The following is a 24,394-nucleotide window of genomic DNA, read 5'->3' as shown; positions in this document are numbered from 1 at the left end:
TTGGACTATCCCGGGTTCCTTATCCGATCATCCATTTGCGACGCGGATGAAATCAGGTTCGCCGTCGTCGTTAGAAACGTCGAGGGTAAAACCGCTATCCTGCTGGCTGCCGGAAGTTGTGGTCCCCTTCCCCCCAGTGCCAGCAACGATCTCTTCCGAAATCGCAGATTGCGGCATCACAATTGACCCACGCTGTTCGGTTGCGGCATCGAGCTTGAAAAAGCTGACGCTTTTTTGCAGCCGCTCGGCCTCTGACGACAGGCCAACTGCAGCCATGGACATTTCATCGGCGGCCGAACTGTTCTGCTGTGTAACCGTATCAAGCTGCTGGATAGCAACGCTGATCTGGCCCGCACCGGCGTTCAGTTCGCCATTGGCAGACGAGATGCCACTGACGAGTTCTGCCGTCTTCTGAATGTCGGGAACGAGGTTCGAGAGCAGATCACCTGCTGCCTGTGCAGCCCGGACCGTTTCGCCCGAAAGCCCGGAGATTTCCGTTGCGGCCTCCTGTGAACGCTCTGCCAGCTTGCGCACTTCGGACGCCACCACCGCGAACCCGCGCCCGTGATCGCCGGCCCGCGCCGCTTCGACAGCCGCGTTCAGCGCCAGAAGGTCGGTCTGACGCGCGATTTCCTGGATTACCATGATCTTGTCGGCAATCGTTTCCATCGCGCTGACCGCCTCGCCGACGGCCTTGCCGCTGGTTTCCGCGTCTTGCGCCGCTTTTCGGGCAATGGTTTCGGTACGGTTGGTGTTTTCGGCGGTCTGGTTGATAGTGGCCGCCATTTCCTCGACCGAAGCCGAAGTTTCCTCGGACGACGCCGCCTGTTCGGACGCGCCCTGGCTGAGCTGTTCAGAGCTGGCCGCCATCTGTTCGCTGCCCGACGCCACGCTGCGCGCCGCCGAACTCACGTCGCCGACCACGGATTTCAGCCGTTCGACCATGCCGGAGACATCGTTCAGCAGGGCTCCGATCTCGTCGCGGCTGTCGGACTTGGTGTCGACCTCAAGATTGCCGTGTGCCACTTCGCGAACCACCGACGCCGCGCGGCTCAGCCCGTTGCCGATGTTTCGGGTCAGCAAAACACCGATCAGAGCCGCGAAAGTGACCATGATCAATGTTCCGACAACGATCACGGTCCGCGAGAAAGCCGAGGCATCTGACATGGCCGCCGAGCGCACGGTTAGAAGCGCTTGTTCTTCGGCAGAGAAATCGGCCTGGATTGCGCGAATCGAATCCATCAGCGATTTGCCTGCGCCGGAGGCCTCAATCTCGCGAGCCGCGTCTTGCGTGTCGGGAGATTGCATCAAAGAGATTGCACGTTCAGTGACGGTAGTCCGCCAGGTCTGCTCCGCCTCTGCGATCCGGTCGAGCCGTTCCTGCTGGGCCGGATTGTCGGAGGTGAGATCCTTGAGCGCGGCAAGGTGAGTCTGGAAATCCGCTTGCCCGGCGATGTACGGTTCCAGGAATGCTTCTTCTCCTGCTATAAGATAGCCACGCAAGCCTGTTTCCTGATTGACCACCGCCCCCAGCATGTCAGTCGACTTTGCTAGCACGATATAAGTGTGGGTATTCCACTTAACCTGATGTTCAATCTCGTTGAGGCTCCTCCAGGAGACTACGGACATGGCCGCCGAGATGAGAACCATAGCTAAGAAGCCGAGGGTCAGTTTTCGGCTTATGGAAACGTTCTTGAGAAACATGGATGTTTAGTCCCTTCTTCGAGTTGGCGCCTGAAAGTTGATTTCCGCGACATATAATTCGCGTTGAACTTGAAGACGAACGCGGCGCACACCTTGATCTTCTGTCGGTCTCATCGTCATTTTCTGCCTTCGGTTTCCTAACCCGAGGCGCAGACGCCGGATTGCATGACTGATTGCGGTTAGTTTTCCGCAGTTGTAGAAACGGCGTTGACACCAGGAAGTTTTAGCAGGCTGCCGAAGAAGGCTCATTGAGCGAACTGCCGCCTATCCATTGGGCAGGATGTGTCGGAAATTAGGCTACTTTTTACTCCTGCCGATCAGTTTGCGTTTCTTCTTTTCCCAGCCAATAGACCACGGCTGGAGATATTGGCCCTTCGAGTATCAGTTTGCCCCAACAATACAGCAGATCGGGTGCCACACCATTGCGGCAGGCAATGGCGGAAATGTTCTCGCCGTCATGCAGGATCTGCGGCAGTCCATACCGGTGAGATAGATGTAGAAGCCGAAGGCAGAGAGCAAACTAAAGCGGGCAGCAAAGCGTTTGGTCGGCTATAATAAAGCGCATCGAGGGCGATACTACAGACTTCGACACATTGATCCCTAAAGCACCGATGCCGCTATGAACGCAGTCAACAAAACGAACGTAGCCGGGAGGCGAATGTCAGGTCTGATGACGCTGCGCTGCAGCGCTTGACTGTTTACCCAAGGTCCGGTCTGGGCCGTGAAGCACCATTCAGCCCCGCGCGGTGACCTCGCCTTTGCAAACTTCGTTTCCTGCGCACAGCTGCCGTCGACGCATACCGCAACAAAGGTCACAAGGAAAAAGCTGAGCCGGCGAAAACGAATTGGCAATTAACGGCCGGACAAAGGGCGCTGCCCCCTCTGCGCCCCGGGGGCGCACTCACCCCCGGAATATTTACCAACAGAAGAAGGGCTGAAAGTCAGAGCACCTTGTCGAGCACGGCTTTCAGCCGGGCCAGCGTGGCACCGGTATCGTATAGCTTATCGAGGCCGAAAAGACCGAGGCGGAACGTCATGAAACCTTCGGGTTCGTCGCAGGCCAGCGGAACGCCCGCAGCGATCTGCATGCCTTCGGCGGCAAATTTCTTGCCATTCTGGATGTCGGGATCGTCGGTATAGCTGACCACCACGCCGGGCGCGCCAAAACCTTCGGCGGCGACCGAAGTGACGCCTTTTTCAGCCAGCATTGCACGCACACCATCGCCGAGCGCCCATTGCGCCTCCTTCAGCTTGTCGAAACCGTAGTCCCGGGTTTCCTGCATCGTGTCGCGGAAGGCGCGCAGCGCGTCGGTGGGCATGGTGGCGTGATAGGCATGACCGCCATCTTCATAGGCTTTCATGATCGCGCGCCATTTCTTCAGATCGAGCGCGAAACTGTCGGATTCGGTGTTGTCCAGCCGTTGCATCGCCCGGTCGGACATCATCACCAGACCCGCCGAAGGCGAGGCCGACCAGCCCTTTTGCGGAGCCGAGATCAACACGTCGACGCCGGTCTTTTCCATATCGACCCAGACGCAGCCCGACGCGATGCAATCAAGCACCATCAGCGCGCCGACCTCATGCGCCGCACTGGCCAGTGCCGTAATGTAATCCTCGGGCAGGATCAGCCCGGCGGAGGTTTCCACATGCGGCGCGAAGACCACGTCGGGTTTCGCTTCTAGGATCATCGCCACCACTTCCTCGACCGGGGCGGGCGCGAAAGGCGCCTGCGGCCCGTTGCCTGTCTGGCGCGCTTTGAACACGGTGGTTTTGGAGGCGAAGCCACCCGCTTCGAAAATCTGGCTCCAGCGGTAGGAGAACCAGCCGTTGCGCACGATCATTGCATGGGCGTCATGGCCGAACTGGCGCGCAACAGATTCCATGCCATAAGTGCCGCCACCGGGGACCAATGCCACGCCTTGCGCGTTATACACTTCTTTTAGCATCTCGGAAATGTCACGCATCACCTGCTGGTACACCGCCGACATGTGATTGAGCGACCGGTCGGTGAAGACGACGGAAAATTCCTGCAATCCCTGCGGATCAACGGTATCGAGCAAAGCGGTCATTTTCAGGTCTCCTAATTTCGATTTCATGTTGGGTAGCGCGGATTGGCGGGATTGTCCAAGTCTATGACGGTATGCAATCAGCCCAGCGGGCCGGGGCGGCGTTCCTCGCTAAGAAGCACGTTGGCCTCGACATCCCCCACCCCCGGCAGGGTCATGATCCGGCGCCGCAGGACGCGTTCGAAATCGGCGATGTCGCGCGCGGTAACACGCAGCCGGTAATCGTACATGCCTAGGATATGCTCGACCGTCTGCACCTCGGGGATGGCGGTCACTGCCCGTTCGAAATCCTCCAGGCTGACGCGGCCCTTGGTGGCCAGTTTCACACCCAGAAACACAGTGACGCCAAAGCCCAGCTTCTCACGGTCGAGATCCAGCTTGCGTCCGGCGATCACACCACTGTCCTGTAGCCGCTTGATACGCCGCCATGTGGCAGGTTGCGACAGGCCGAAACGGCGGCCAAGGGCACCGGCGTTCTGGGTTGCATCCTCGGCCAGAGCGCGCAGGATCTTGCGGTCGATTTCGTCCAGCTCTGTCATATTGGCAGGCTCTCGTCGGACTTGATCCGCGCCACATGCATTAGCGTTTCGATGTCGGAAATATGCGGCAAGGTCAGAATGCGAGACCGGTAGATGTGCTGATAATGGGCCATGTCGCGGGCGATGACCGACAGCCGCACATCAACCCGGCCAAGGAAGGTCTGAATCTCGATCACCTCGGGGATATCGCGGGCAGCGGCGAGGAATTCGTCGAAGCTGCGGGTCTGGGTCTTGTCCAGCGTGACGCGCAGGGAAACCTCGACCTCGAAACCAAGCGCGCGCCAGTCGAGCACCGCACGCAGACCGCGCAATATCCCGTTCGCGCGCAGCTTATCGAGCCGCCGCGACAGACGCGAAGCGGTCAATCCGATCCGGTCGGCCAGATCGGGCAACGATTGGTCCGGGTCGCTTTGCATATGGCGCAGGATGCGCCGATCGAGATCATCAAGCATGATTTCTTCAATACTTTAATAATCGAAGAATGATCAATGCGTTTTTCACATGTTTTTCATGCCAAACACGCTCGCATTCCTTGTTCCATTGCCTATGATCGCCGCCAGAGTTAGAAAAGAAGGAGCGCCCCAATGCGCGTTTACTACGACCGCGATTGCGACATCAATCTGATCAAGGACATGAAAGTGGCCATTCTGGGCTATGGCTCGCAAGGCCACGCCCACGCGCTGAACCTGCGCGACAGCGGCGCCAAGAACGTCGTCGTGGCACTGCGCGAAGGCTCGGCTTCGGCCAAGAAAGCCGAAGGCGAAGGGCTGAAGGTCATGGGCATTGCCGAAGCGGCGGCCTGGTGCGACCTGATCATGTTCACCATGCCCGATGAACTGCAGGCCGAAACCTACAAGAAATATGTCCATGACAACCTGCGTGACGGCGCGGCGATTGCCTTTGCCCACGGGTTGAACGTGCATTTCGGCCTGATCGAACCGAAAGCCGGCGTCGATGTCATCATGATGGCCCCCAAAGGCCCCGGCCACACCGTGCGCGGCGAATACACCAAAGGCGGCGGCGTGCCTTGCCTCGTGGCCGTGGATCAGGACGCATCGGGCAAGGCGCTGGAAATCGGCCTGTCCTATTGTTCGGCCATCGGTGGCGGCCGTTCGGGCATTATTGAGACCAATTTCCGCGAAGAATGCGAAACCGACCTGTTCGGCGAACAGGCCGTTCTGTGCGGCGGCGTTGTCGAACTGATGCGCATGGGTTTCGAGACCCTGGTCGAAGCCGGTTACGCGCCGGAAATGGCCTATTTCGAATGCCTGCACGAAATGAAGCTGATCGTCGACCTGATCTATGAAGGCGGCATCGCCAACATGAACTACTCGATCTCGAACACCGCCGAATACGGCGAATATGTTTCGGGTCCGCGGATCCTGCCCTATGAGCAGACCAAGAAAGCGATGAAAGAGGTCCTGACCGACATCCAGAACGGTAAATTCGTGCGTGACTTCATGCAGGAAAACACCGTTGGTCAACCCTTCTTCAAAGCCACCCGTCGGATCAACGACGAACACAAGGTCGAAGAAGTCGGTGCCAAGCTGCGCGCGATGATGCCTTGGATCGCTGCTGGCAAGATGGTCGACAAAGAAAAGAACTAAGCGTCATACCAGATGCTTTGAAAGCCCCCGGTTTTACCGGGGGCTTTTTCTTTGGGGTCTTGTGCAAGCCGGGTTGTGACCTCGTCGCGCGCATTGGACTTTTTACGGATCAGTTTAGCCTTGTACCGCCTGCCAGAGGTTCAGCGCCGAACGGGTTTCAAAAACGTCATGCACGCGCAGCACCTGCACCCCCTGCGCCACCGCAGCCAGCGCAAGCGCCACCGATCCGGCGGCGCGATCCTGTGGATCGGGCGCATTACCCAATGTACCGATGAATTTCTTGCGCGACACCCCGAGCAGGACCGGACAGCCAAGGCTGTGGAACAGGCTGATGCGCTTCAGCAGGGCAAGGTTATGATCCAGCGTCTTGCCGAACCCGATGCCGGGATCGACCATTATCCGGGTCCGGGCGACACCCGTAGTTTCCAATGCAGCAACCCGTTCGGCAAGGTAGTCGTAAACATCCAGCAAAACGTTGTCGTAATGCGGTGCCGCCTGCATGGTTTCAGGATCGCCCTGCGCATGCATGACGCAGACGGGTAAACTTTTGGCACCGCAATACGGCGCCAGCTCCGGATCGAAGGTAAACCCGGCCACATCGTTGACAAGACCGGCTCCGGCCTCAATCGCGGCCTGTGCCACCGGCTGTTTACGGGTATCAATGGAAATCGGCACATTCATTTCCGCCCGGATCGCGGCGATTACCGGGGCGGTTCGGCGAATTTCTTGATCAATTGGCACCTCAACGGCACCAGGACGGGTCGATTCGCCGCCGATATCAATGATATCCGCGCCCTGCTCAATCATGGCCCGCGCATGGTCCAGGGCCCGGTCCGGCGCATTGTGACGCCCGCCATCAGAAAAACTATCGGGGGTGACGTTCAAAATCCCCATGACGCTCGGTGCGGACATATCCAGTCGGGCAATCGGAGCATGGGTAGCGATCAACCGATCCAGAATCTCAGCCGGCGCTTGCCGCGCGGGCAACCGCTGCGGCGTGCAGTCGCGCGACAGAACTTCGACATCTGTAAACCAGGCCCAGCCACCCGCAAGCGGATAGGCATCATCGGGGCGGCAGGGATCGGTTTGAACGAGAGGGCGAAAATATTGTGTCATGGGGTCTGGGATGCGCAATCACGCGGCAAAACGCAAGTCTCAGAGCACCCGCACATCCGACCCCAACGCCCGCAGCGGCAAATCGGGCGCGTCGGGCAGGTCTTCTCCGATCACCAGCATGTCGGCGGCCTGCATTTCGCGGGCGAACCACAGCGCCAGTGCCAGCGCATCCTGCGGCGGAGCAGATGGGCCATCGACGGCATCCAGTACGATCTTGGACGGGGCCCAAACGCTGATCTGATCATTTTTCATCGCCCAATCCAGTTCAGTGCGCGAGTTCACCACCACGCAGCGCGGGTCGCGCGCGGCCAGGACCCAGGCGTTTTGTTCGATGGACAGCAGATCAATCCGCCGCTGCGCCAACGGATGATCCGATTGCGGCGCAGGCATGTCCGGTGTGCCAATGCACAGGATCGTCGGACGATCTTCCACTTGCAACTGATCAATCCAGCCGGTCAGAAGCGGCGACCGGATCGCGGCATTAGACAGGTAAACGACCTTAGGGTGCGGGCGTTCTTCGTCCAGCGGCACCTCTGTCTGAGGCAGGCGCGACCGGACGATTTCCACCCCCAACGCCCCTGGACCGCGATCAAGCTTTTCGATCCGCACAAAGACCCGTTCCGCCTGTGGCTCGGACAGGATTCGTTGGGCAATCCGGTCCGCGAGGGTTTCCAGAAGATTGAGCCGCTCGGCGGCCAGTTCATGTGCGATCGCTTCGGTCACCTTGTCATAGGACAGGATGCGGTCGACATCGTCATCGACCGGCCCGGTGAGCGGGCGAACTTCTACCACGATATTAAAACAAATCCGTTGGGTCGTCCCGCGTTCTGCCTGAAACGCGCCTATTTCGACATCAACGATATGATCGCGCAGCGAAATACGATCAACCGGTCCTTCGGGCGCGGTGCCTTCGGAACGTTCTGACGGGTGGCCGAAGGCCCATTTGATCTCGTGGCTCATGACGGTCTCCGGTCGCGGCGTTTTGGCAGCATCCTAGCCGGAATACGGAGCATTGCACATACAGCCTGCGGCATAAGACAGACCGATCGCGTCACAAACCGACCAAGCCCGGTCAGTTCTGCGAAATCTTGGTCGGCGGACGGTAGAAATGGTGTACGCCGATCGTTGCCGTACGGTCAAATTTCCGCGCCCACCGGGGAAGTACCGCCTTGGTGTGATAATATGTGGCCCCACCGGTCAATTCGCGCACAGCACCGTTTACCATCAGCTTGGCCACCTTACCGACCTGTCGATAGGCGTCGCGTTCCGCGATGACTTCCTGATGGCCGTCACAGGTGTAGGTGAACTGGCACTGATATTTCCGGCCGGTGCCCTGATGCACCACACCGCAAACGGTATCGGGGAAGCGGGGGCTGTCAACGCGGTTCATGATCACTTCTGCAACCGCGAACTGCCCCTTCACGCTTTCCCCGCGCGCTTCGAAATACAACGCTTCCGCCAGGCATTGCCATTCCTCGCCACCTTTGGCGGCGGGTAGGCTTTGAAGAAATCCCTGAGTATAGGCGATTTTAGTCTTTTTCCGCGACGGATTGAACAAACCATCAAGCTTGGCACCGCGCATCCCGAACAGACCGCGCCGCTCCTGCTTTAACACCTGATCGACAGGGGTTTCCGCCAGAGCGGGTACGGTCGTCAAAGCGGCCAGAAGGATCGCCAGAAAAATACGCATCGTCTTGTTCTCCATACTGCACAGGTCCGTTTGGACATGCAGAACAAGCGGTCACATATTCAAAAATGAACGTGTCGTCCACCCATAGCGAAAAAAGGCCGCAACGTTAGAAAAATCAACGACAATAAACAAGCCGGAAAATCAACAGATTTTAGCAATTCCACCAGCGCCTTAGGGCTTTTTGATGGTGATCCTGTCCTTTACGGCTAGTTGTGCTGCCGCCAGACGTGCAACCGGCACCCGGAACGGCGAACAACTGACATAATTAAACCCCGCATCGCGGCAGAAAGCGATTGATTCGGGGCTGCCGCCATGTTCGCCGCAAATCGACAAGACAAGATCAGGCCGGACTGCGCGGCCGCGTTCGGCACCGATTTGCAGCAATTCACCGACGCCGTCCGTGTCCAGATCATGAAACGGATCTTCGGGAAAAACACCTTGCTGCACATAAATCGACATGAACCGCCCCGCATCGTCACGCGACAACCCATAAGTCATCTGGGTCAAGTCATTGGTACCGAAAGACAGGAATGAAACATGCGGAGCAATCTCCCCGGCCCGCAGCGCGGCGCGCGGTGTTTCCACCATCACCCCCAACCGGTAAGTGAAATCCTGTCCTTTTTCGGTGCGCACCGCAGCAGCCACCGCATCGACACGGGTTTTCACCAGTTCGACTTCACGCTTGGCACTGACCAGCGGGATCATGATTTCCGGAACGACCGGCTCGCCTTCACGGCTGGCCTCGATCGTAGCTTCGAAAATCGCGCGCGCCTGCATATCGTAGATCTCGGGCACGGTAATGCCCAGCCGAACCCCGCGCATCCCCAGCATCGGGTTGTATTCGGTTAGAGCTTCGACCCGACGGGTGACGTCCGACAGCGGCAAATCCAACGCCTCGGCCAGTTCCCGGTGCCCGGCCCGGTCATGCGGAAGGAATTCGTGCAAGGGTGGGTCAAACAACCGTATGCAGACGGGTTGTCCCTGCATGATACGGAAAAGTTCGATGAAATCGGCGCGCTGCATCGGCAGCAACCGCTCCAAAGCCGCGGCGCGGTCCTGCGAAGTATCGGCGAAGATCATTTCGCGCATTACTGTCAGCCGGTCGCCTTCGAAAAACATGTGCTCGGTCCGACACAGCCCGATGCCCTGTGCCTTGAAATTGCGTGCGGTCTGCGCATCCGCAGGCGTGTCGGCATTGGCCCGCACGCCAATATCGCGGAATTCATCCGCCCAGACCATCAGGGTCCGGAACGCATCGTCCTGTGCCGCTTTCATCAGCGGAGGTTCTCCGGCCAAAACTTCGCCATTGGTGCCATCAATGGTGATTGTATCGCCAGCGCGCAATTCGCGCCCGTCCGGAGCAATCAGAATCTTGCGGCGCAAATGGAATTTCAGCGCCGACGCCCCCACAACACAAGGCAACCCCATGCCGCGACCGATCACGGCAGCGTGGCTGGTCATACCACCGCGTTCGGTCAGAACGGCAACGGCGGCGTGCATACCGCGAATATCCTCGGGGCTGGTTTCGCGCCGCACCAGAACGCAGGGCTCGCCGCGGGCCGCGCTGGCCTGCGCTTCGGCGGCGGAAAACACGATTTTCCCGCTGGCCGCGCCGGGGCTGGCCGCGATGCCGGAGGCCAGACAATCGCGCGGCGCATCCGGATCGACCTGACGGTGCAGCAATTCATTGATCGCGCGGGGGTCGATCCGGGTCAGCGCCTCTTCACGCGGAATGATGCCGTCATTGGCCAGCGACACCGCAATATGGATCGCGGCATGGGCGGTTCGGGCCACCCGTACGCCATCGAGAATATGCAGCCGACCGTTTTCAATAGTGAACTCGGCCTGCATTTCTTCACGCAACCGAATCCGCATCAGCCGGGTGTGTTCGATCAACTGATCGAACGCTTCGGGCGCCAGTTCCTGAAGCGACGGACCGCGTGGATCGCGTTCCAGAAACAGCGCCGCCGATTGCCGCGCCAAGGCATCGCGTCCTTGGGATTGCGACAGGTAGCGACCGGTGATTTTGGGTTCACCGGTCTTGGAATTGACCAGTTGGATTACACCCGACCCGCATTCCCCCTGCCCCATACCATGGGCCATTTCCTGCACCACCAGGCCAAGCCCGGCATCGGCGGGCGCACCCTTGGCCTGCCGCAGCAGCCGCGCGGTGGTGCCTTCCCAGGCCCGCGCCATCGACCGCAGCACCTCCAGCAGCTGAACCGCCGGATTCTGTGGAAATTCCTCCTCGGTTTCCTCTTCATAGGCGCGCAGCGTTTCGGTCAGACTGTCAGGATCATCCTGGGCGATATGGTCGAACATATCGGGATCCAGACGGGCCACGTGAATGGCATAGGCCTGAACAAATCGGCGATACATCGCCGTAGCCGCTTCCCGGCCCAGCTGATCGCACAGATCAACATACCGCGCGTCGTTGATTCCGATATTCAGGATCGCCCCCGGTCCGCCCCAATCGGGATCTTCCGAGGACGGGCGCACGCACAGCAATGCCTGATCACTGAACGGGTCCATCAGCGCAGCCATATCCGGGATTTCACCGGACGCGATCCGATGCACTTCATCAAAGCTCAACGCGACGGTTTTCGGTACCGGCAGGTCCAGCCGGACCAGTCGCTGCAGGCATTTCGCACGCCCGCCATGGGTACCGGTGGCAACCGGTGCCGTGGGAGTGATGAAGGTGACGTCCTGATCTTGCTGCACTGCGGCGACCTTTCTTAGTTGACGCAGAATACGCGGGATCGGGGTCTTGGCAAGCCCGATCAGGACCTGCGGCGATGCGCCGGTGTCCGATGCGGCTGAAATACTGCTTCAAGAGTTCTTCTTGGCATAAATACTCCCGCCGGAGGCAAACTTCCGAAAGAAAAATCCAAAGGAATTTTCCTGAGATATCAAGAGCGCCCTGCAAGGGCGCACTTTTGGATCACGGCCCGGGCCGTCAGCCTTCGACCCGGGTCAGATCGGCCACGCCAAGACAGATCTGCCGAATCCGCGCCAGCAGGTTGAGCCGGTTGCGCCGCACCACGTCATTGTCGGAATTCACCTGCACCGCCTCGAAAAACCCGTCAATCGGCGCGCGCAGCCCCGCCATCGCGGTCATGGCGGCTTCGAAATCCTCATCCTTCATCGCCGGGGCAATTTCGGTTTCTGCCTTGTCCAGAGCAGAAAACAGAGCTTTTTCCACGTCGGTTTCGGCAAATTTAACATCTGCCCCGAAACTGTATTCGACCCCATCCTTTTCCTCGGCCTGAGTCAGGATGTTATTGGCCCGCTTGAACCCCTGAAGCAGGTTCTCGCCATCCTCGGTTTTCAGGAACCCGCCCAGTGCATGGGCGCGTTTAACCAAAAGCGTCAGATCATCATTGCCCGGCATCCCGAGGCAGGCGTCGATCACGTCATGTCGCAGCCCTTCATCGCGCAGGTAGACTTTCAGACGGTCATGCAGGAAAGCCAGCAAATCGGTGGACAGGTCCGGCACCGCATCCCCCATACTATGCAACAGGGATCCGTGCGCAGTATCAGGTTTGTCATCCTGGCCCTCAATCCTATCGATCACCGCGCGGAAGGCGGCGCCAAACACACCGTGATCGGCGATTTCGTCCAGCATTTCTTCCATCGCTTCAATTTCGCCCTCATTGGCGCCTTCGCGGTGCAGATTGATCTTGTGCTTCAGCAACTGGCTATCGATGAACTGGTCCAGATTGGCACGGATGCCGCCCGCCAACACGATCCGGATCACGCCCAATGCGGCGCGGCGCAGCGCGTACGGATCTTTTGATCCGGTGGGTTTTTCGTCAATCGCCCAGAACCCGGTCAACGTATCGAGCTTGTCGGCCAGCGCCACTACTTGCGAAACCCGCGCCTCAGGCACGTCATCGGACGGGCCGAGCGGTGAATAATGGTCTTCGCAGGCCGCGGCGACCTCAGCGGGAAGACCTGCCGCTTCGGCATAGTAGCGCCCCATCAGCCCCTGCAATTCAGGGAATTCGTATACCATTTCCGAACTCAGATCGGCTTTGGCGACCTTTGCGGCCTGTTCTGCCAGATCGGGTTCGACCCCCAGCACCGGGGCGATTTCGCGCGACAGAGCGGCGATCCGGTCGATCCGCGCCGCCTGCGTGCCCAACCTGTTGTGGAAAGTGACATTCTGCAACTGATCGGTCCACTGGGTCATCCCGGCCCGGGCCACCCGCAGATCATTTTCCCAAAAGAATTTCGCATCCGACAACCGGGCCGACAGCACCTTCTGATTGCCCGCAAGAATGGTCGCGCCATCATCTGATGTTTCGCGGTTTGCCACAGTAATGAACCGTTCGATCCGACCGGTTCTCGGGTTCTTCACCGAGAAAAACTTTTGATGTTCCTTCATCGAAGTCTGCAACACCTCGGGCGGCAGGTCGAGGAATTCCGCTCCGATTTCACCCATCAGAACCACCGGCCATTCAACCAAGCCGGCAACTTCGGCCAAAAGCCCCTTGTCTTCGACCACTTCCAGACCATTGGCAAAGGCCATATTGGTCGCGTCGTGCCAGATATGGTCAGCACGGTCCTGCGCATCCAGAATTACCCGGTCACGCTTCAGCTTGACGGCATAGTCATCAAAGGACGATACGATGAACCGCCCTGCCCCCATGAAACGATGACCTTCTGTGGTGTTGCCAGCCTCGATCCCGTCCACCGCCATCGGCACCACCGTGGTTTCGCCGGCGTCATTGGTCAGGATGCACAGGATCGAATGCAGCGGGCGCACCCAGCGCAGGCTGCCCGCGCCCCAGCGCATCGATTTCGGCCAGGGGAAATTGCGGATGGTGTTTTCCAGCACCTCGGCCACGATGTCCGACGCCGGACGGCCCGGGCGTTCGATCACGGCAAAGAATACTTTACCCTTCTTGTCGTCCCGTTCTTGCAGATGATCGCGGGTCACGCCCGCCCCGCGCAGGAACCCTTCGATCGCCTTTTCCGGCGCATCGACCCGCGGCCCTTTGCGCTCTTCGCGCACCGTCGGGCTTTGATCCAGCAGCCCATCCAGTGTCAGCGTCAGGCGACGCGGGGTGGCAAAGGCGGCGGCACCGGCATAGGTCAGTCCGGCTTCGACCAGACCATTGGTCACCAGCTTTTTCAGATCTTCGGCTGCCCGCGCCTGCATCCGGGCGGGGATTTCTTCCGAAAAGAGTTCGATCAGCAAATCGGGCATATCAGTAGCCTTCCGGGGGTGTAGGGCAATCTTCGGGGGCAGGATCGCCATTAAAAACGACCGCGCCACAATGGTTGATCTGGTGCCAGACATATCCGTGACCGTCGGCGGTCACGGCCACCACCCGATCGATACCGTAATGGACGTTTTCCTGACCGAGAAAGGCCAGTGCCTGACCACGCTCCAGCGCCGCGCCCAGTTTCTTGGCGTCGAAACAGTCAAACCAGCCGGGTGCAACCAGTGGATCAGCCGTATCATACATCTCAAAGGTTTCGGTCAGCATCGCCTGGCTCATAGGAGTAGTGAAACAGGCGCGATAGCGAATGGGGGAACTGTCAGAATCAATCGCCTGAAAGCCGTCATAAAGGATCGGTTCGGGCAGGCCGCTGGTCAGCGACGTCATCTGCACATCATCAGTACCTGTGGCCGCAACCTTGTCATAATAGGCATAGACCTGAAGATAATACATGGCCACTCCGGCCACCAACGACACCACCACGATGAACCCCGCGAGTAATTTTCCGGTCATTCGCCCGTATATCCCCCTGCCTCGGTCTGCACGAAGGCATCGGCGCATTTTTTGGCCAGCGCCCGGACCCGGCCGATATAGGCCTGCCGTTCGGTCACCGATATCACCCCACGCGCATCCAGCAGGTTAAAGACATGGCTGGCCTTGATGCACTGATCATAGGCAGGATGCACCATGACGATGCGCTTGCCGGTCTTGGGATCGACATAAGGGTGATCTAGGATTGCTTCGCATTCGTCCTCGGCCTCTTCGAAATGCTTGAGCAGCACATCGGTATTGGCCACGTCGAAATTCCACCGGCTGTATTCTTCTTCGGTCTGACGAAACACATCGCCATAGCTCAGCGCGGTCGGCGATTGCGGGTCATTATAGGGCATTTCCATCACATGATCGATGCCCAGAACATACATCGCCAACCGTTCCAGACCATAGGTCAGTTCGCCCGAAACGGGGTGGCAATCGTGGCCGCCAACCTGTTGGAAATAGGTGAACTGGCTGACTTCCATCCCATCGCACCAGACTTCCCAGCCCAGCCCCCAGGCACCCAGCGTCGGGGATTCCCAGTCATCCTCGACAAAACGGATATCGTGCATTTCCATATCGATGCCGATCGCTTCCAGCGATCCCAGATAGAGGTTCTGCAGATCCGGTGGGCTGGGTTTGATCAGCACCTGATATTGGTAGTAGTGCTGCAGCCGGTTGGGATTTTCGCCATAGCGCCCGTCGGTCGGGCGGCGCGACGGCTGCACATAGGCCGCGGCCCAGGATTTCGACCCCAGCGACCGCAGCGTGGTGGCCGGATGGAAGGTGCCCGCGCCGACCTCCATGTCATAAGGTTGCATCACGGCACAGCCTTTTTCGGCCCAGTACGTCTGAAGCCTCAGGATGATCTCCTGAAAACTGCGAGGTTTGGTGATCGGTTCTGCCATAATCGCTGCCCTGTCGGCCTGTGTGGTGTCGCGTTTGAAGACGTTAGAAATCGCTGGCCCTAACTACGGCCCACTTCGAGCGGGGTCAATTGCAGGCGTGTTCATATTTTGGATGCAAGCCCTTGTGAATTTGATAAAACGTCTATGAAGCGTTCATACCGCGACAGGCAAGGATTAGACGGATTATGATGAAACTATTGGTTTCGCTGTTATTTGCAGTGGCAATGATGACCCGCGCCGCGTTGGCGCAACAGGATCTGGTCTGGGTCCAGATCGAAGCCCAGCCGAATTTAAACACCGCCCAGGAACGCATCCGCGATTATTCTTCGTCGCTTGAGGATGTGAACGGGTTCGTAATGCCGGGCGGTTGGTACGCGATTGCGCTTGGCCCTTATGCGCGCGACGATGCCGAACAGGTTCTGGCGGTATTGGGCCGTGAGGGCAAAATCCCGCGTGACGCCTATATCGCGTTCACCAATGCTTATCAGCAACAGTTCTGGCCGGTTGGATCGGAAACCCTGACGCAGATGACGCCGGTCACGCCGCAGGATCAAACAGTTGCAACGACGATGGCCGAACCGGAACCGGTGTCACAGGCCCCCGACGAAACGCCTGCTCAGGCCCGCCGCAGCGAAGCCGCCCTTAACGCGGATGAACGCAAACAATTGCAGATCATGCTGCAATGGGCAGGCTTCTATGATTCCGCAATTGACGGCGCTTTTGGCCGTGGAACCCGGCGTTCGATGGGCGATTGGCAGGCGGCTTATGGCTATGACGCCACAGGTATTCTGACCACGCGCCAGCGCGCGGAACTGGCGCGGCAATATTATGCTGTGCTGGAAGGGATGAACCTGCAAATGGTGCGTGACAGCGAGGCCGGTATCGAAATGAAGCTGCCGCTGGGCGTGGTGAAGTTCAGCAAATACGAACCCCCGTTTGCCCATTATGACGCCACCGGCGATATTCCTGCCAAGGTCCTGTTGATCAGCCAGGCTGGCGATCAAAAGACGCTGTTCGGCCTGTATGATATCATGCAGACGCTGGAGATCGTGCCGTTGAACGGCCGACGGGAACGCGGCAAGGACAGTTTTGTGCTGATTGGCGAAAACGCCAAAATGGTCTCGCATACCCAAGCCAGCCTGAAAGACGGCCAGATCAAGGGCTTTACCTTGATCTGGCCTGCTGGCGACGAGGAACGCCGCACACGCGTATTGGGGCTGATGCAGGAAAGTTTCAGCCGCATTGATGGCGTGATGAGCCCCGCAGCCGGAGGGGCGTCGGAACAAAACATCGACCTGCTGTCCGGACTTGAAATCCGCAAACCCCGACTGTCGCGATCGGGTTTCTTCGTCGATGCAGCAGGCACCGTTGTGACGTCCAGCGAGGCGGTGCAAAATTGCACCCGGATCACGCTGGAAGATGGCATCGAGGCCGAAGTGATCGGTTCCAATGACGTGCTTGGCGTGGCGGTGCTGAAACCTGGCGTGGCGCTGGCCCCGGCTCAGATCGCTGAGTTGCAACTCGCGGCACCCCGGCTGCAATCGGATGTGGCCGTGTCGGGCTATTCCTATGGCGGCATTCTGGGGGCACCGACATTGACCTTCGGTACGCTGGCCGACCTGCGCGGGCTGTCGGGCGAAGAAAATCTGGCGCGGCTGGCGCTCAGCGCGCTGCCCGGCGATGTCGGCGGGCCGGTCTTTGATGCTGGCGGCGCGGTGATGGGGATGCTGCTGCCCAAGAACGCGGGCGGCAAACAATTACCTGAAGACGTCAGCTTCGTTCTTGATGCCGGGATGATCGAGGGCGTTTTGACCGAGCTGGGGCTGACTCCGGTCGCCACCAAGGATTTGAGCATGATGGCCCCTGAGGATTTGACCAAACAGGCCAACGGCATGACCGTGCTGGTCAATTGCTGGGACTGATCCGCAGAGGGTTATCGTCAAACAGGAACCGGCGCTTCGGCGCCGGTTTTTATTTGTCCGGGTATCATCACAGCGGACATCATCGGCCTGCCCCGGACAAGCACCGATTATCCGCGCCAGAAGGTAACTGTCAGCATCGCGTAGACCGCCAGCAGTTCCAGCCGCCCGATCAGCATTGCAACCGACAGCACCCATTTTGCGGTATCGTTGAGATCGGCGAATGTCCCCGCCGGGCCAATGGTATCGCCCAATCCGGGGCCGATATTGGCCAGCGCCGAGGCCGCTCCGGAGACTGAAGTGGTGAAATCAAGACCGGTTAATCCCAGCAGCACCGACACAAGGCCCAGCGTCACCAGAAAAAACACGAAGAACGACATGACCGAATTCAGTGCTTCATCCCCGATTTTCCGTCCGTCATAGCGCGGTACAAACACCCCGTTGGGGGATCGGGTTTTCCTCATCTGCGCCTTGATCGAGGCGAACAGGATCTGATACCGGAAGATTTTTACCGAACAGGCGGTCGACCCGGCGCAACCGCCGATCAACCCGGTGAAAAAGAACACCGTAACCAACAGGTTACCCCACGCCATGTAATCGGCGCTGGCATATCCGGTGCCGGTGATGATCGAGGTTATGTTGAACACCGCCTCGCGGAAGGATTTTTCCCAGTGATGCGGAAAAACCGCCAGCAGCACCAAAGTCGTGAAAGCAACCAGCGTCACCACCACCAGAACAAAGCCATAGACCTGCTTGTCACGCAGCAGGGCGGTGCGATGGCCGTTCACCATCTGGACGTAGCGCACGAAGGGCAGCGCCGCCAGCACCATGAAAACGGCAGCCACATATTCCAACGGGCCTGAAAACGCGCTGAAGGACGCATCGTAGGTGGAAAAGCCTCCGGTCGATACCGTGGTCAGCGCATGAACGGTCGCGTCGAATGCTTCCATTCCCAGCATCATGTAGGTGAACAGGCATGTCATGGTCAGCGCACAATAGATCACCGAAATCTGCGCCGCGATTTCAGTGGCACGGGGCAGAATTTTGCCCATTGTGTCAAACGCTTCGCTGCGGAAAATCTGCATCCCGCCCACCCGCAATTCAGGCAGGAACACCATGGCTACGACAATGATACCGATCCCGCCCAGCCATTGCAGAATGCCGCGCCACAGCAGCAACCCCTTGGGCATTGTATCGAGACCGGTAAAAACGGTCGCCCCGGTCGTGGTCAGCCCTGACATCGCTTCAAAAAATGCATCCACCGGGCGCGCTTCGGTTTCGCCTAGCATGAAGGGCAGCGCACCGAACATCGGCAGAGCCAGCCAAACACCAGTTGTCAGAAGGAATGTTTGCTGGATAGACAGGCCCTCTCGCAACCCGTTGCGACAGGCCAGCGCGATCAATCCCCCCGTCATCACACTCAACAAAGCGCTTTCGGCAAAACTGCGCCAATGGCCCCGCCCTTCGGCCATATCGACCAGCATCGGCGGCAGCATGGCCAACCCCAGCGCCGCGACCAGAAGGCCGATTACATACCCGACGGGTCGAAAATCAAACATGAATGCAGCGATGACCCGGGTGGAACAATCTGTCAAGCGGGCTCAAGCATGCCAAAAAAAACAAAGCCCCTCGCCGGGGATACCAGCGTGGGGCCATGAAAGTCGTGATAGTCGTCTGTTGGGATCAGACGTAAAACAAGTCTCGGAAAACATACTGGGCGATATTTTCGCGCTTCAGTCCCATAGCAGCCAGTTCAGCGTCAGTTTTTGCCTTCAGCGCTTCGACTTCGGCGATCCGCGAGCTTCTTTCCATGTAGGCGCTCAATCCGGCAGAGATGCCAGCCAGAAAGCGATCAAAGCGGATGCGGAGACCGGATTTTTCGATCGGTAGATTCGTTACGTGCGTAGCCATTTCGGAAACCTCGATAATAACTCTGGTTCCTCCCTCACCTCACAAAGTAGGTAAGCCTGGCTGACATTACCAATGCCGTCTGGACATAGCCGGCCTGCATATGCCGCATCGCAGCAATCTTCGCCTCAGACCGGCACGTTGTCTGCGACGTCGTCACTGCCGGACGACGACTTGGCTTTGGGCATTTCCGGAGGCCGCGACGGTTTCCGGGGCCGACGCGATTTGGTCGGACTGGAGACTGCGGCACCATGCGACCGTCGCGCCGCTGGCGTGGCTGCGGCGATCACGTCCGCTCCGCTCTCTGGTTCGGTTTGGGGCTTTGTCATGGACAATGGTGCCATCGACATTTTGGACAGTGTCTGCATCATCTGCATCTGATATTCCAAGCTCAATGTCGCCAAACGGAACATTGCAGACGACATTTGGTAAGGGTTCATAACGTGGATCATCTGTTATCCTCTCCGGAACAGTAGTCGTGTTTCTAAGCCTGACTAGCAGCTTTGCATCACAACACGATGAAAGCCGCCCATGCTTTTTTCAGTCTGCGGATCAAATTCGCGATAAACTACCATACCCGGCCAAAACAGCGGGTTTGCCCCATCAAAGCGCTGCTTTTGCCCAAATTATGGGCAGACCGGCAGGGATAGGCTAGCCGACGTGATACAGCGTGTTGAACAGTTTCGGGTCGATGCTTTCTGCTGAAAACGTCTCACCTTCTGTCAGGATACTCACTGCGTCGTGGCTGTGCAGGCTTTCCTGATGGCTGGCCACAACACGAAAATCGCCGACACGCGGATCGTCTTCCAGATGCTGCGCGAACAGCCGGGCGGCGTCTTCGACAAAGATCGGATTGGCCGCGTTCAGTTCGGCAAAGGCCTGTTCGTCTTCACGTTTGACCATGACCTGAGTTTCGGTCGGCACTGCGGCACGCACCATGTCGATCAGGTCTTCGAACCACAGGCATTCGCCTTGCTGGGCCTCCACAGAAATCCGGGCCACCGAACGTTGCGAATGCGGCGTTGCCAGTTGCCCGCGGAATTGCCGTGCATGTTCGCTGAGTTCCAGAGAACAGGGGCAGGTCGAAGAATAGACATAATCGAGATGGATGATTTTCTTGCTCTGCCCGGCGGTTTCGATCAGTTCCAGCGCGATGTCGTAATACTGGAACCCTTCCAGCCCGGACCGCAGCGACGACAATTTCACCGGGTAGGAAAACCGCATCTGGATCCGTGCATCAAAGCTTTCCAGATCCGTCTTGTAATCTTCCAACGCGGCCTCGATCACTTCGAAACTGAAGGTCTTTTCGGCATGTCTGTAGAAGGACCGCATGATGCGGGACATGTTGATGCCCTTCTTTTCCGCCTCAAGACTGACAGTGCCGGTGACACTGGTTTCCAGTGACAGATCGCCATTATCACGGGTGTGGAACCGGATCGGCAGGCGGAAATTGGAAATGCCGACATGCTGGATGATCCGCTTGGCGCCCCGGATCAGGCTGGCCGGACCGTTCTGTAGATCAGGCAGGCTGTCTTTGTAACTGGGATCGATCCGGAACTCTTCCGGATAGTCCCGCCGCAAGGCCGGGTAATTGGATAATGCGGCATCAGGCAACAGCCGCGCCACCGCCGGGTCGAGATCGGCGATTTCCTCGGCCGTGGCCTGAACGGCCCAGCCCCGCAGCCGGGCCAAGGCTTCCTCTGCCTCTTTCCGGCGTTTGAGGGCATCGATTTCAACGGTGTGGACATTCATTTTGCCGCTCCTGCGCAGTCTGGTCGCATTGTTAACTTAGGACCGAAACTGATGATTTCCAAATCACGCCGCTTTTTTTCAAAAAAACGTATCCGGGGCCTGCCGCCCCGGATCTCGGATTGCAGGATTTACACCTTATCCAACGCCTGTTTCAGATCGGCGATCAGATCCTCCGGGTCTTCCAACCCGACCGAGAACCGCACCAATCCGTCGGATATACCCAAAATGTCTTTCTGATCCTGCGGCAGGCGTTGGTGGGTCGTCGTGGCGGGATGGGTGGCGATCGATTTGGCATCGGCGAAATTGTTCGAGATCGTGACGATCTCCAACGCGTTGAGGAAACGGAAACAGGCCTCCTTGCCGCCCTTGACTTCGAAGGTCACGACTGTGCCGCCCGCCGGTGCCTGACGGCGCGCCAGATCGTATTGCGGATGGTCCTTGTGGGTGGGATAGCGCACCGCGTTCAACTTGGCATGGCCTGACAGTTCATCGGCGATCCGGTCCGCCGCCGCAGCCTGCGCCCGCACCCTGAGTTCCAGCGTTTCCAGTGCTTTCAGATGGGTCCAGGCGGTGAACGGATTCATCGCCCCACCGGTATGTTTGACATAGGTTTCAATTGGTCCGCGGATCAGTTCCCTGGACCCGCAGATCACGCCGCCCAGCATCCGCCCCTGCCCGTCCACATGCTTGGTTGTCGACACGATGGAAATATCCGCGCCGCAGGACTGGGCATAAGAAAACACCGGGGTCGCCATCGCGTCATCGACCAACACCAACGCATCCACCGCATGGGCCAGATCGCAGACATGTTTCAGGTCAATCACTTCCAGCGTGGGATTTGAAATCGATTCAAGGAAGACCAGCGTCGTATCGGGCCCGATCGCCGCCGCCCAGGCATCGTTGTCGGTGCCATCGACCAAAGTCACCGTGACTCCGAAACGGACCAGAATGTCCTGAAGCACATACAGGCAGGACCCGAACAACGCCCGCGACGCGACCACATGATCCCCGGCTTTCAGCAACGCGGTCAGCGCCGCGCTCACCGCCGCCATGCCAGACGCACAGGCAAAGGCATCCTCGTAGCCCAGGTAACCGGAAATCCGATCTTCGAACATCGCCATGGTCGGGTTGCCATAGCGGGCATAGATGAATTCATCCTCGCCCGCCTTCTGGAACCGGGCCTCGGCCTGTTCGGCGCTGTCGTAGACGAAACCCTGAGTCAGGAAGATCGCCTCGCTGACTTCGTTATACTGACTGCGACGAATGCCGCCATGCACAAGTTTGGTGCGCTTTTTCCAGCTGTCATTCATTTCTCGTCCTCCGGCGCATCCTGCGCCCAAATAAAAAAACCCCGACGCGGTCAAGCGAAAGGGGCCTTTCATCCTGACCTTTTAGCGGAATGTTTAAAGTGGCCCGCAATCCGGTAACAAATCGCCACATGCTGCGCTGATACGCCGCTGTGCGCAGTCCGTCAACCGTCACCATTCTGTAACCGTGGGGTCACGCTGCCTTCGCAGGGCTGTCCCATAATCCCCTTATCGAGCAGAAGAAGTAGAGGGTTTGGGCTATGCCCATTCTACGGATCAACGCGACCGATACGGGGCCACATCTGCACGGGTCTGGGTACAGGCTGCAACCGGTACTGCAAGACCTCGCCCAGGGGGCCGGACCGGTCATCCTGATGGTGCACGGGTTCAAATTTGCGCCCGGAGCCGATGACGACTGCCCGCACCGGCATATCCTGTCGCTGACCCCCGCGGTCGCCTGCTGGAAGGCGCAAAGCTGGCCTGCGGGGCTGGGTTTCGGCCGGGGCGCGCATGACGAAGGGCTGGGCATCGCCTTCGGCTGGCAGGGCTGTGGCACGATCTGGCAGGCCTATCGCCGCGCCGCGCAGGCGGGCGAGGCCCTGGCCGAGGTGATCGCCACCCTGCGCCGTCACGCCCCCGACCAGCCGATCCACGCCATCGCCCATTCAATGGGCGCGCGGGTTGTGCTGTCGGCGCTGCCCCGCCTGCCCGCGAACAGCCTCAACCGGATGCTGCTGCTGGGCGGGGCTGAATACCATTCGACCGCGCTGGCGGCGATGACCACCCCCGCCGGGCGCAGCGCCGAGCTGATCAACGTGACCAGCCGGGAAAACGACCTGTACGATTTTCTGCTGGAACGGCTGGTGGCCCGGCCGGAGCGCGGCGACACCACGCTGGGGGCGCGTGCGCCGGGCACCCGCAACACGCTAACGCTGCAACTGGACGATCCCGCTACCCTGCTGGCTTTTGCCCGGCGCGGGATCCGTGTCGCGCCGCCTGAACGCCGGGTCTGCCACTGGTCCTTCTACCTGCGCGAAGGGGCATTTGGTCTTTACAGCGCGCTTTTGCGCGACGCGCATTCCTTCCCGCTGGACACTTTGCAGGCGATGCTGCCCGAAACCCCCAGCCCGCGCTGGTCACGGCTTTTTTCTTTGCCCGATATCCCCCTGCCCTTGCCACTGGCCGGGAAAGCCCCATTATGAGCGTGATCTGACAAGGAACGCGCGAAATGACCGACCCGATCGAGCTGTATTACTGGCCCACGCCGAACGGCTGGAAAATCTCTATCGCTCTCGAAGAAATGGAGCTGCCCTACACCCTTAACCTGGTGAATATAGGTGAGGGCGAACAGTTCGAACCCGATTTCCTGAAAATCGCTCCAAACAACCGGATGCCCGCGATCATCGACCCAGACGGCCCCGACGGCGATCCGATCTCGGTCTTCGAATCCGGTGCGATCCTGCAATATCTGGCGCGCAAGACCGGCAAATTCTATGGCGACACCGAACGCGACCGGGTGGCGGTGGACCAATGGCTGATGTGGCAGATGGGCGGGGTCGGGCCGATGGCGGGCCAGGCGCATCATTTCCTGAAATACGCCCCTGCGATGGACCCGCCCAACGATCTTCCCTATGCCAAGGACCGCTATCGCAACGAGGTCAGCCGCCTCTATCGCGTTCTGGATACGCAACTGGATAAGCATGAATATGTGGCGGGTGATTTCTATTCAATCGCCGATATGGCGATCTGGCCGTGGGCGACGCTGTGGAAAGGGCAAGAGCAGACTCTGGACGACAAGCCCAACCTGGCGCGTTGGCTGGACCGGATCGGAGCGCGCCCTGCCGTTCAAAAAGGCCGTGATCTGGCAGCCGACAAACGCGCCCGGCTACAGGACCAGAAGGACGCACAAAAGATTCTGTTCGGGCAAAAGGGCTGACCGAAGGCGGGATTGCATCGCCTTCAATGCTATCCGGCACGCATTCTGAAAGAAGCTTTCCAGCATCGGTGCTACGACAGCATCGCGCGGCTTGCCTTCGACACCGTAGCGGCTGCTCGACGGGGGGGCAGCGCGGACGGTTATCGGCCCCATGACAGGGATTTTCCGCACAGTTTTCCC

20 protein-coding genes and 1 riboswitch are annotated in these 24,394 nt (G+C 59.0%); of the genes, 4 read left to right on the top strand and 16 right to left on the bottom strand.

Annotation, left to right across the window (positions count from 1 at the left end):
* Nucleotides 1–27: 27 nt before the first annotated feature.
* The 4 genes from VOI23_RS15480 to VOI23_RS15465 all read right to left on the bottom strand — a co-directional run bounded on the left by VOI23_RS15480 (nt 28) and on the right by VOI23_RS15465 (nt 4,761).
* Entirely contained in the window at nt 28–1,629 is a 1,602-nt protein-coding gene (locus VOI23_RS15480; protein ID WP_323785843.1) for a methyl-accepting chemotaxis protein, read from the bottom strand.
* A gap of 1,016 nt (nt 1,630–2,645) precedes the next feature.
* Nucleotides 2,646–3,773 carry an aminotransferase class V-fold PLP-dependent enzyme gene (locus VOI23_RS15475; RefSeq protein ID WP_323785842.1) on the bottom strand — a complete coding sequence of 376 codons (1,128 nt, stop codon included), beginning with the start codon at nt 3,771–3,773 and terminating at the stop codon, nt 2,646–2,648.
* Between the two features lie 77 nt (nt 3,774–3,850).
* Complete coding sequence (locus VOI23_RS15470) at nt 3,851–4,309, bottom strand: Lrp/AsnC family transcriptional regulator (protein ID WP_323785841.1); 459 nt, start codon at nt 4,307–4,309, stop codon at nt 3,851–3,853.
* Nucleotides 4,306–4,761: an Lrp/AsnC family transcriptional regulator gene (locus VOI23_RS15465; RefSeq protein WP_323785840.1), complete on the bottom strand. Its 456-nt coding sequence runs from the start codon at nt 4,759–4,761 to the stop codon at nt 4,306–4,308. The genes VOI23_RS15470 and VOI23_RS15465 overlap by 4 nt, the downstream gene beginning before the upstream one ends.
* A 132-nt stretch (nt 4,762–4,893) precedes the next feature.
* On the opposite strand from VOI23_RS15465, the gene ilvC reads away from it, so the two are divergent.
* Nucleotides 4,894–5,916 (top strand): ketol-acid reductoisomerase, encoded by a 1,023-nt coding sequence (gene ilvC, locus VOI23_RS15460; protein ID WP_323785839.1) that lies wholly within the window; start codon nt 4,894–4,896, stop codon nt 5,914–5,916.
* Between the two features lie 114 nt (nt 5,917–6,030).
* Here ilvC and folP read toward each other — a convergent pair whose 3' ends face one another.
* From folP to VOI23_RS15425, 7 genes are all read right to left on the bottom strand, one after another.
* Complete coding sequence (folP, locus tag VOI23_RS15455) at nt 6,031–7,032, bottom strand: dihydropteroate synthase (RefSeq protein ID WP_323785838.1); 1,002 nt, start codon at nt 7,030–7,032, stop codon at nt 6,031–6,033.
* 39 nt (nt 7,033–7,071) lie between these two features.
* Nucleotides 7,072–7,992, bottom strand: a complete 921-nt coding sequence (locus VOI23_RS15450; RefSeq protein ID WP_323785837.1) for a dihydroneopterin aldolase — start codon at nt 7,990–7,992, stop codon at nt 7,072–7,074.
* A 112-nt stretch (nt 7,993–8,104) separates the two neighbouring features.
* Entirely contained in the window at nt 8,105–8,722 is a 618-nt protein-coding gene (locus VOI23_RS15445) for a cell wall hydrolase (RefSeq protein WP_323785836.1), read from the bottom strand.
* Nucleotides 8,723–8,893: 171 nt separating this feature from the next.
* Nucleotides 8,894–11,443, bottom strand: a complete 2,550-nt coding sequence (ppdK, locus tag VOI23_RS15440) for a pyruvate, phosphate dikinase (RefSeq protein WP_323785835.1) — start codon at nt 11,441–11,443, stop codon at nt 8,894–8,896.
* 235 nt (nt 11,444–11,678) lie between these two features.
* Complete coding sequence (gene glyS / locus VOI23_RS15435; protein ID WP_323785833.1) at nt 11,679–13,934, bottom strand: glycine--tRNA ligase subunit beta; 2,256 nt, start codon at nt 13,932–13,934, stop codon at nt 11,679–11,681.
* 1 nt (nt 13,935) lies between these two features.
* On the bottom strand, nt 13,936–14,463 hold the full coding sequence (locus VOI23_RS15430; RefSeq protein WP_323785832.1) for a DUF6446 family protein: 528 nt from the start codon (nt 14,461–14,463) through the stop codon (nt 13,936–13,938).
* Nucleotides 14,460–15,392, bottom strand: coding sequence for a glycine--tRNA ligase subunit alpha (locus VOI23_RS15425; protein ID WP_323785830.1), 933 nt, complete (start codon nt 15,390–15,392; stop codon nt 14,460–14,462). Before VOI23_RS15425 ends, VOI23_RS15430 begins: the two co-directional genes overlap by 4 nt.
* Before the next feature lie 185 nt (nt 15,393–15,577).
* Here VOI23_RS15425 and VOI23_RS15420 point away from each other — a divergent pair, with 185 nt between their 5' ends.
* Complete coding sequence (locus VOI23_RS15420; protein ID WP_323785828.1) at nt 15,578–17,314, top strand: serine protease; 1,737 nt, start codon at nt 15,578–15,580, stop codon at nt 17,312–17,314.
* Nucleotides 17,315–17,421: 107 nt separating this feature from the next.
* On the opposite strand, the gene VOI23_RS15415 is transcribed toward VOI23_RS15420, so the two are convergent.
* The 5 genes from VOI23_RS15415 to VOI23_RS15395 all read right to left on the bottom strand — a co-directional run bounded on the left by VOI23_RS15415 (nt 17,422) and on the right by VOI23_RS15395 (nt 22,281).
* The gene (locus tag VOI23_RS15415; RefSeq protein ID WP_323785827.1) at nt 17,422–18,870 is read right to left on the bottom strand and encodes a TrkH family potassium uptake protein; all 1,449 of its coding nucleotides are present in this window, start codon (nt 18,868–18,870) and stop codon (nt 17,422–17,424) included.
* 124 nt (nt 18,871–18,994) lie between these two features.
* Nucleotides 18,995–19,222 (bottom strand): hypothetical protein, encoded by a 228-nt coding sequence (locus VOI23_RS15410; RefSeq protein WP_323785826.1) that lies wholly within the window; start codon nt 19,220–19,222, stop codon nt 18,995–18,997.
* 125 nt (nt 19,223–19,347) lie between these two features.
* The gene (locus tag VOI23_RS15405; protein ID WP_323785825.1) at nt 19,348–19,671 is read right to left on the bottom strand and encodes a hypothetical protein; all 324 of its coding nucleotides are present in this window, start codon (nt 19,669–19,671) and stop codon (nt 19,348–19,350) included.
* Between the two features lie 199 nt (nt 19,672–19,870).
* On the bottom strand, nt 19,871–20,971 hold the full coding sequence (gene folE2 / locus VOI23_RS15400; RefSeq protein ID WP_323785824.1) for a GTP cyclohydrolase FolE2: 1,101 nt from the start codon (nt 20,969–20,971) through the stop codon (nt 19,871–19,873).
* Between the two features lie 128 nt (nt 20,972–21,099).
* The gene (locus tag VOI23_RS15395) at nt 21,100–22,281 is read right to left on the bottom strand and encodes an aminotransferase class I/II-fold pyridoxal phosphate-dependent enzyme (protein WP_323785823.1); all 1,182 of its coding nucleotides are present in this window, start codon (nt 22,279–22,281) and stop codon (nt 21,100–21,102) included.
* Between the two features lie 61 nt (nt 22,282–22,342).
* Nucleotides 22,343–22,419: riboswitch (SAM riboswitch) on the bottom strand.
* A 119-nt stretch (nt 22,420–22,538) separates the two neighbouring features.
* Between VOI23_RS15395 and VOI23_RS15390 the strand changes: the two genes are divergently transcribed.
* Nucleotides 22,539–23,480 (top strand): DUF726 domain-containing protein, encoded by a 942-nt coding sequence (locus VOI23_RS15390; RefSeq protein WP_323785822.1) that lies wholly within the window; start codon nt 22,539–22,541, stop codon nt 23,478–23,480.
* A gap of 26 nt (nt 23,481–23,506) precedes the next feature.
* A complete protein-coding gene (locus tag VOI23_RS15385) occupies nt 23,507–24,214 on the top strand; it encodes a glutathione S-transferase N-terminal domain-containing protein (protein WP_323785821.1) in 708 nt (235 codons plus the stop codon).
* Nucleotides 24,215–24,394: the final 180 nt, after the last annotated feature.

Source organism: Thalassovita sp. (assembly GCF_034670005.1).
In the GTDB taxonomy this organism is placed as follows: Bacteria; Pseudomonadota; Alphaproteobacteria; order Rhodobacterales; family Rhodobacteraceae; genus Thalassobius.
The sequence above is the reverse complement of the archived record's forward strand: the minus strand, read 5'-3'. Positions and strand labels throughout refer to the sequence as shown.

What these genes read in the sequence shown, in the direction of transcription:
- VOI23_RS15480 (WP_323785843.1), bottom strand. Translation starts at nt 1,629, where the DNA reads ATGTCCGTAGTCTCCTGGAGGAGCCTCAACGAGATTGAACATCAGGTT.
- VOI23_RS15475 (WP_323785842.1), bottom strand. Translation starts at nt 3,773, where the DNA reads ATGACCGCTTTGCTCGATACCGTTGATCCGCAGGGATTGCAGGAATTT.
- VOI23_RS15470 (WP_323785841.1), bottom strand. Translation starts at nt 4,309, where the DNA reads ATGACAGAGCTGGACGAAATCGACCGCAAGATCCTGCGCGCTCTGGCC.
- VOI23_RS15465 (WP_323785840.1), bottom strand. Translation starts at nt 4,761, where the DNA reads ATGCTTGATGATCTCGATCGGCGCATCCTGCGCCATATGCAAAGCGAC.
- ilvC (WP_323785839.1), top strand. Translation starts at nt 4,894, where the DNA reads ATGCGCGTTTACTACGACCGCGATTGCGACATCAATCTGATCAAGGAC.
- folP (WP_323785838.1), bottom strand. Translation starts at nt 7,032, where the DNA reads ATGACACAATATTTTCGCCCTCTCGTTCAAACCGATCCCTGCCGCCCC.
- VOI23_RS15450 (WP_323785837.1), bottom strand. Translation starts at nt 7,992, where the DNA reads ATGAGCCACGAGATCAAATGGGCCTTCGGCCACCCGTCAGAACGTTCC.
- VOI23_RS15445 (WP_323785836.1), bottom strand. Translation starts at nt 8,722, where the DNA reads ATGCGTATTTTTCTGGCGATCCTTCTGGCCGCTTTGACGACCGTACCC.
- glyS (WP_323785833.1), bottom strand. Translation starts at nt 13,934, where the DNA reads ATGCCCGATTTGCTGATCGAACTCTTTTCGGAAGAAATCCCCGCCCGG.
- VOI23_RS15430 (WP_323785832.1), bottom strand. Translation starts at nt 14,463, where the DNA reads ATGACCGGAAAATTACTCGCGGGGTTCATCGTGGTGGTGTCGTTGGTG.
- VOI23_RS15425 (WP_323785830.1), bottom strand. Translation starts at nt 15,392, where the DNA reads ATGGCAGAACCGATCACCAAACCTCGCAGTTTTCAGGAGATCATCCTG.
- VOI23_RS15420 (WP_323785828.1), top strand. Translation starts at nt 15,578, where the DNA reads ATGATGAAACTATTGGTTTCGCTGTTATTTGCAGTGGCAATGATGACC.
- VOI23_RS15415 (WP_323785827.1), bottom strand. Translation starts at nt 18,870, where the DNA reads ATGTTTGATTTTCGACCCGTCGGGTATGTAATCGGCCTTCTGGTCGCG.
- VOI23_RS15410 (WP_323785826.1), bottom strand. Translation starts at nt 19,222, where the DNA reads ATGGCTACGCACGTAACGAATCTACCGATCGAAAAATCCGGTCTCCGC.
- VOI23_RS15405 (WP_323785825.1), bottom strand. Translation starts at nt 19,671, where the DNA reads ATGATCCACGTTATGAACCCTTACCAAATGTCGTCTGCAATGTTCCGT.
- folE2 (WP_323785824.1), bottom strand. Translation starts at nt 20,971, where the DNA reads ATGAATGTCCACACCGTTGAAATCGATGCCCTCAAACGCCGGAAAGAG.
- VOI23_RS15395 (WP_323785823.1), bottom strand. Translation starts at nt 22,281, where the DNA reads ATGAATGACAGCTGGAAAAAGCGCACCAAACTTGTGCATGGCGGCATT.
- VOI23_RS15390 (WP_323785822.1), top strand. Translation starts at nt 22,539, where the DNA reads ATGCCCATTCTACGGATCAACGCGACCGATACGGGGCCACATCTGCAC.
- VOI23_RS15385 (WP_323785821.1), top strand. Translation starts at nt 23,507, where the DNA reads ATGACCGACCCGATCGAGCTGTATTACTGGCCCACGCCGAACGGCTGG.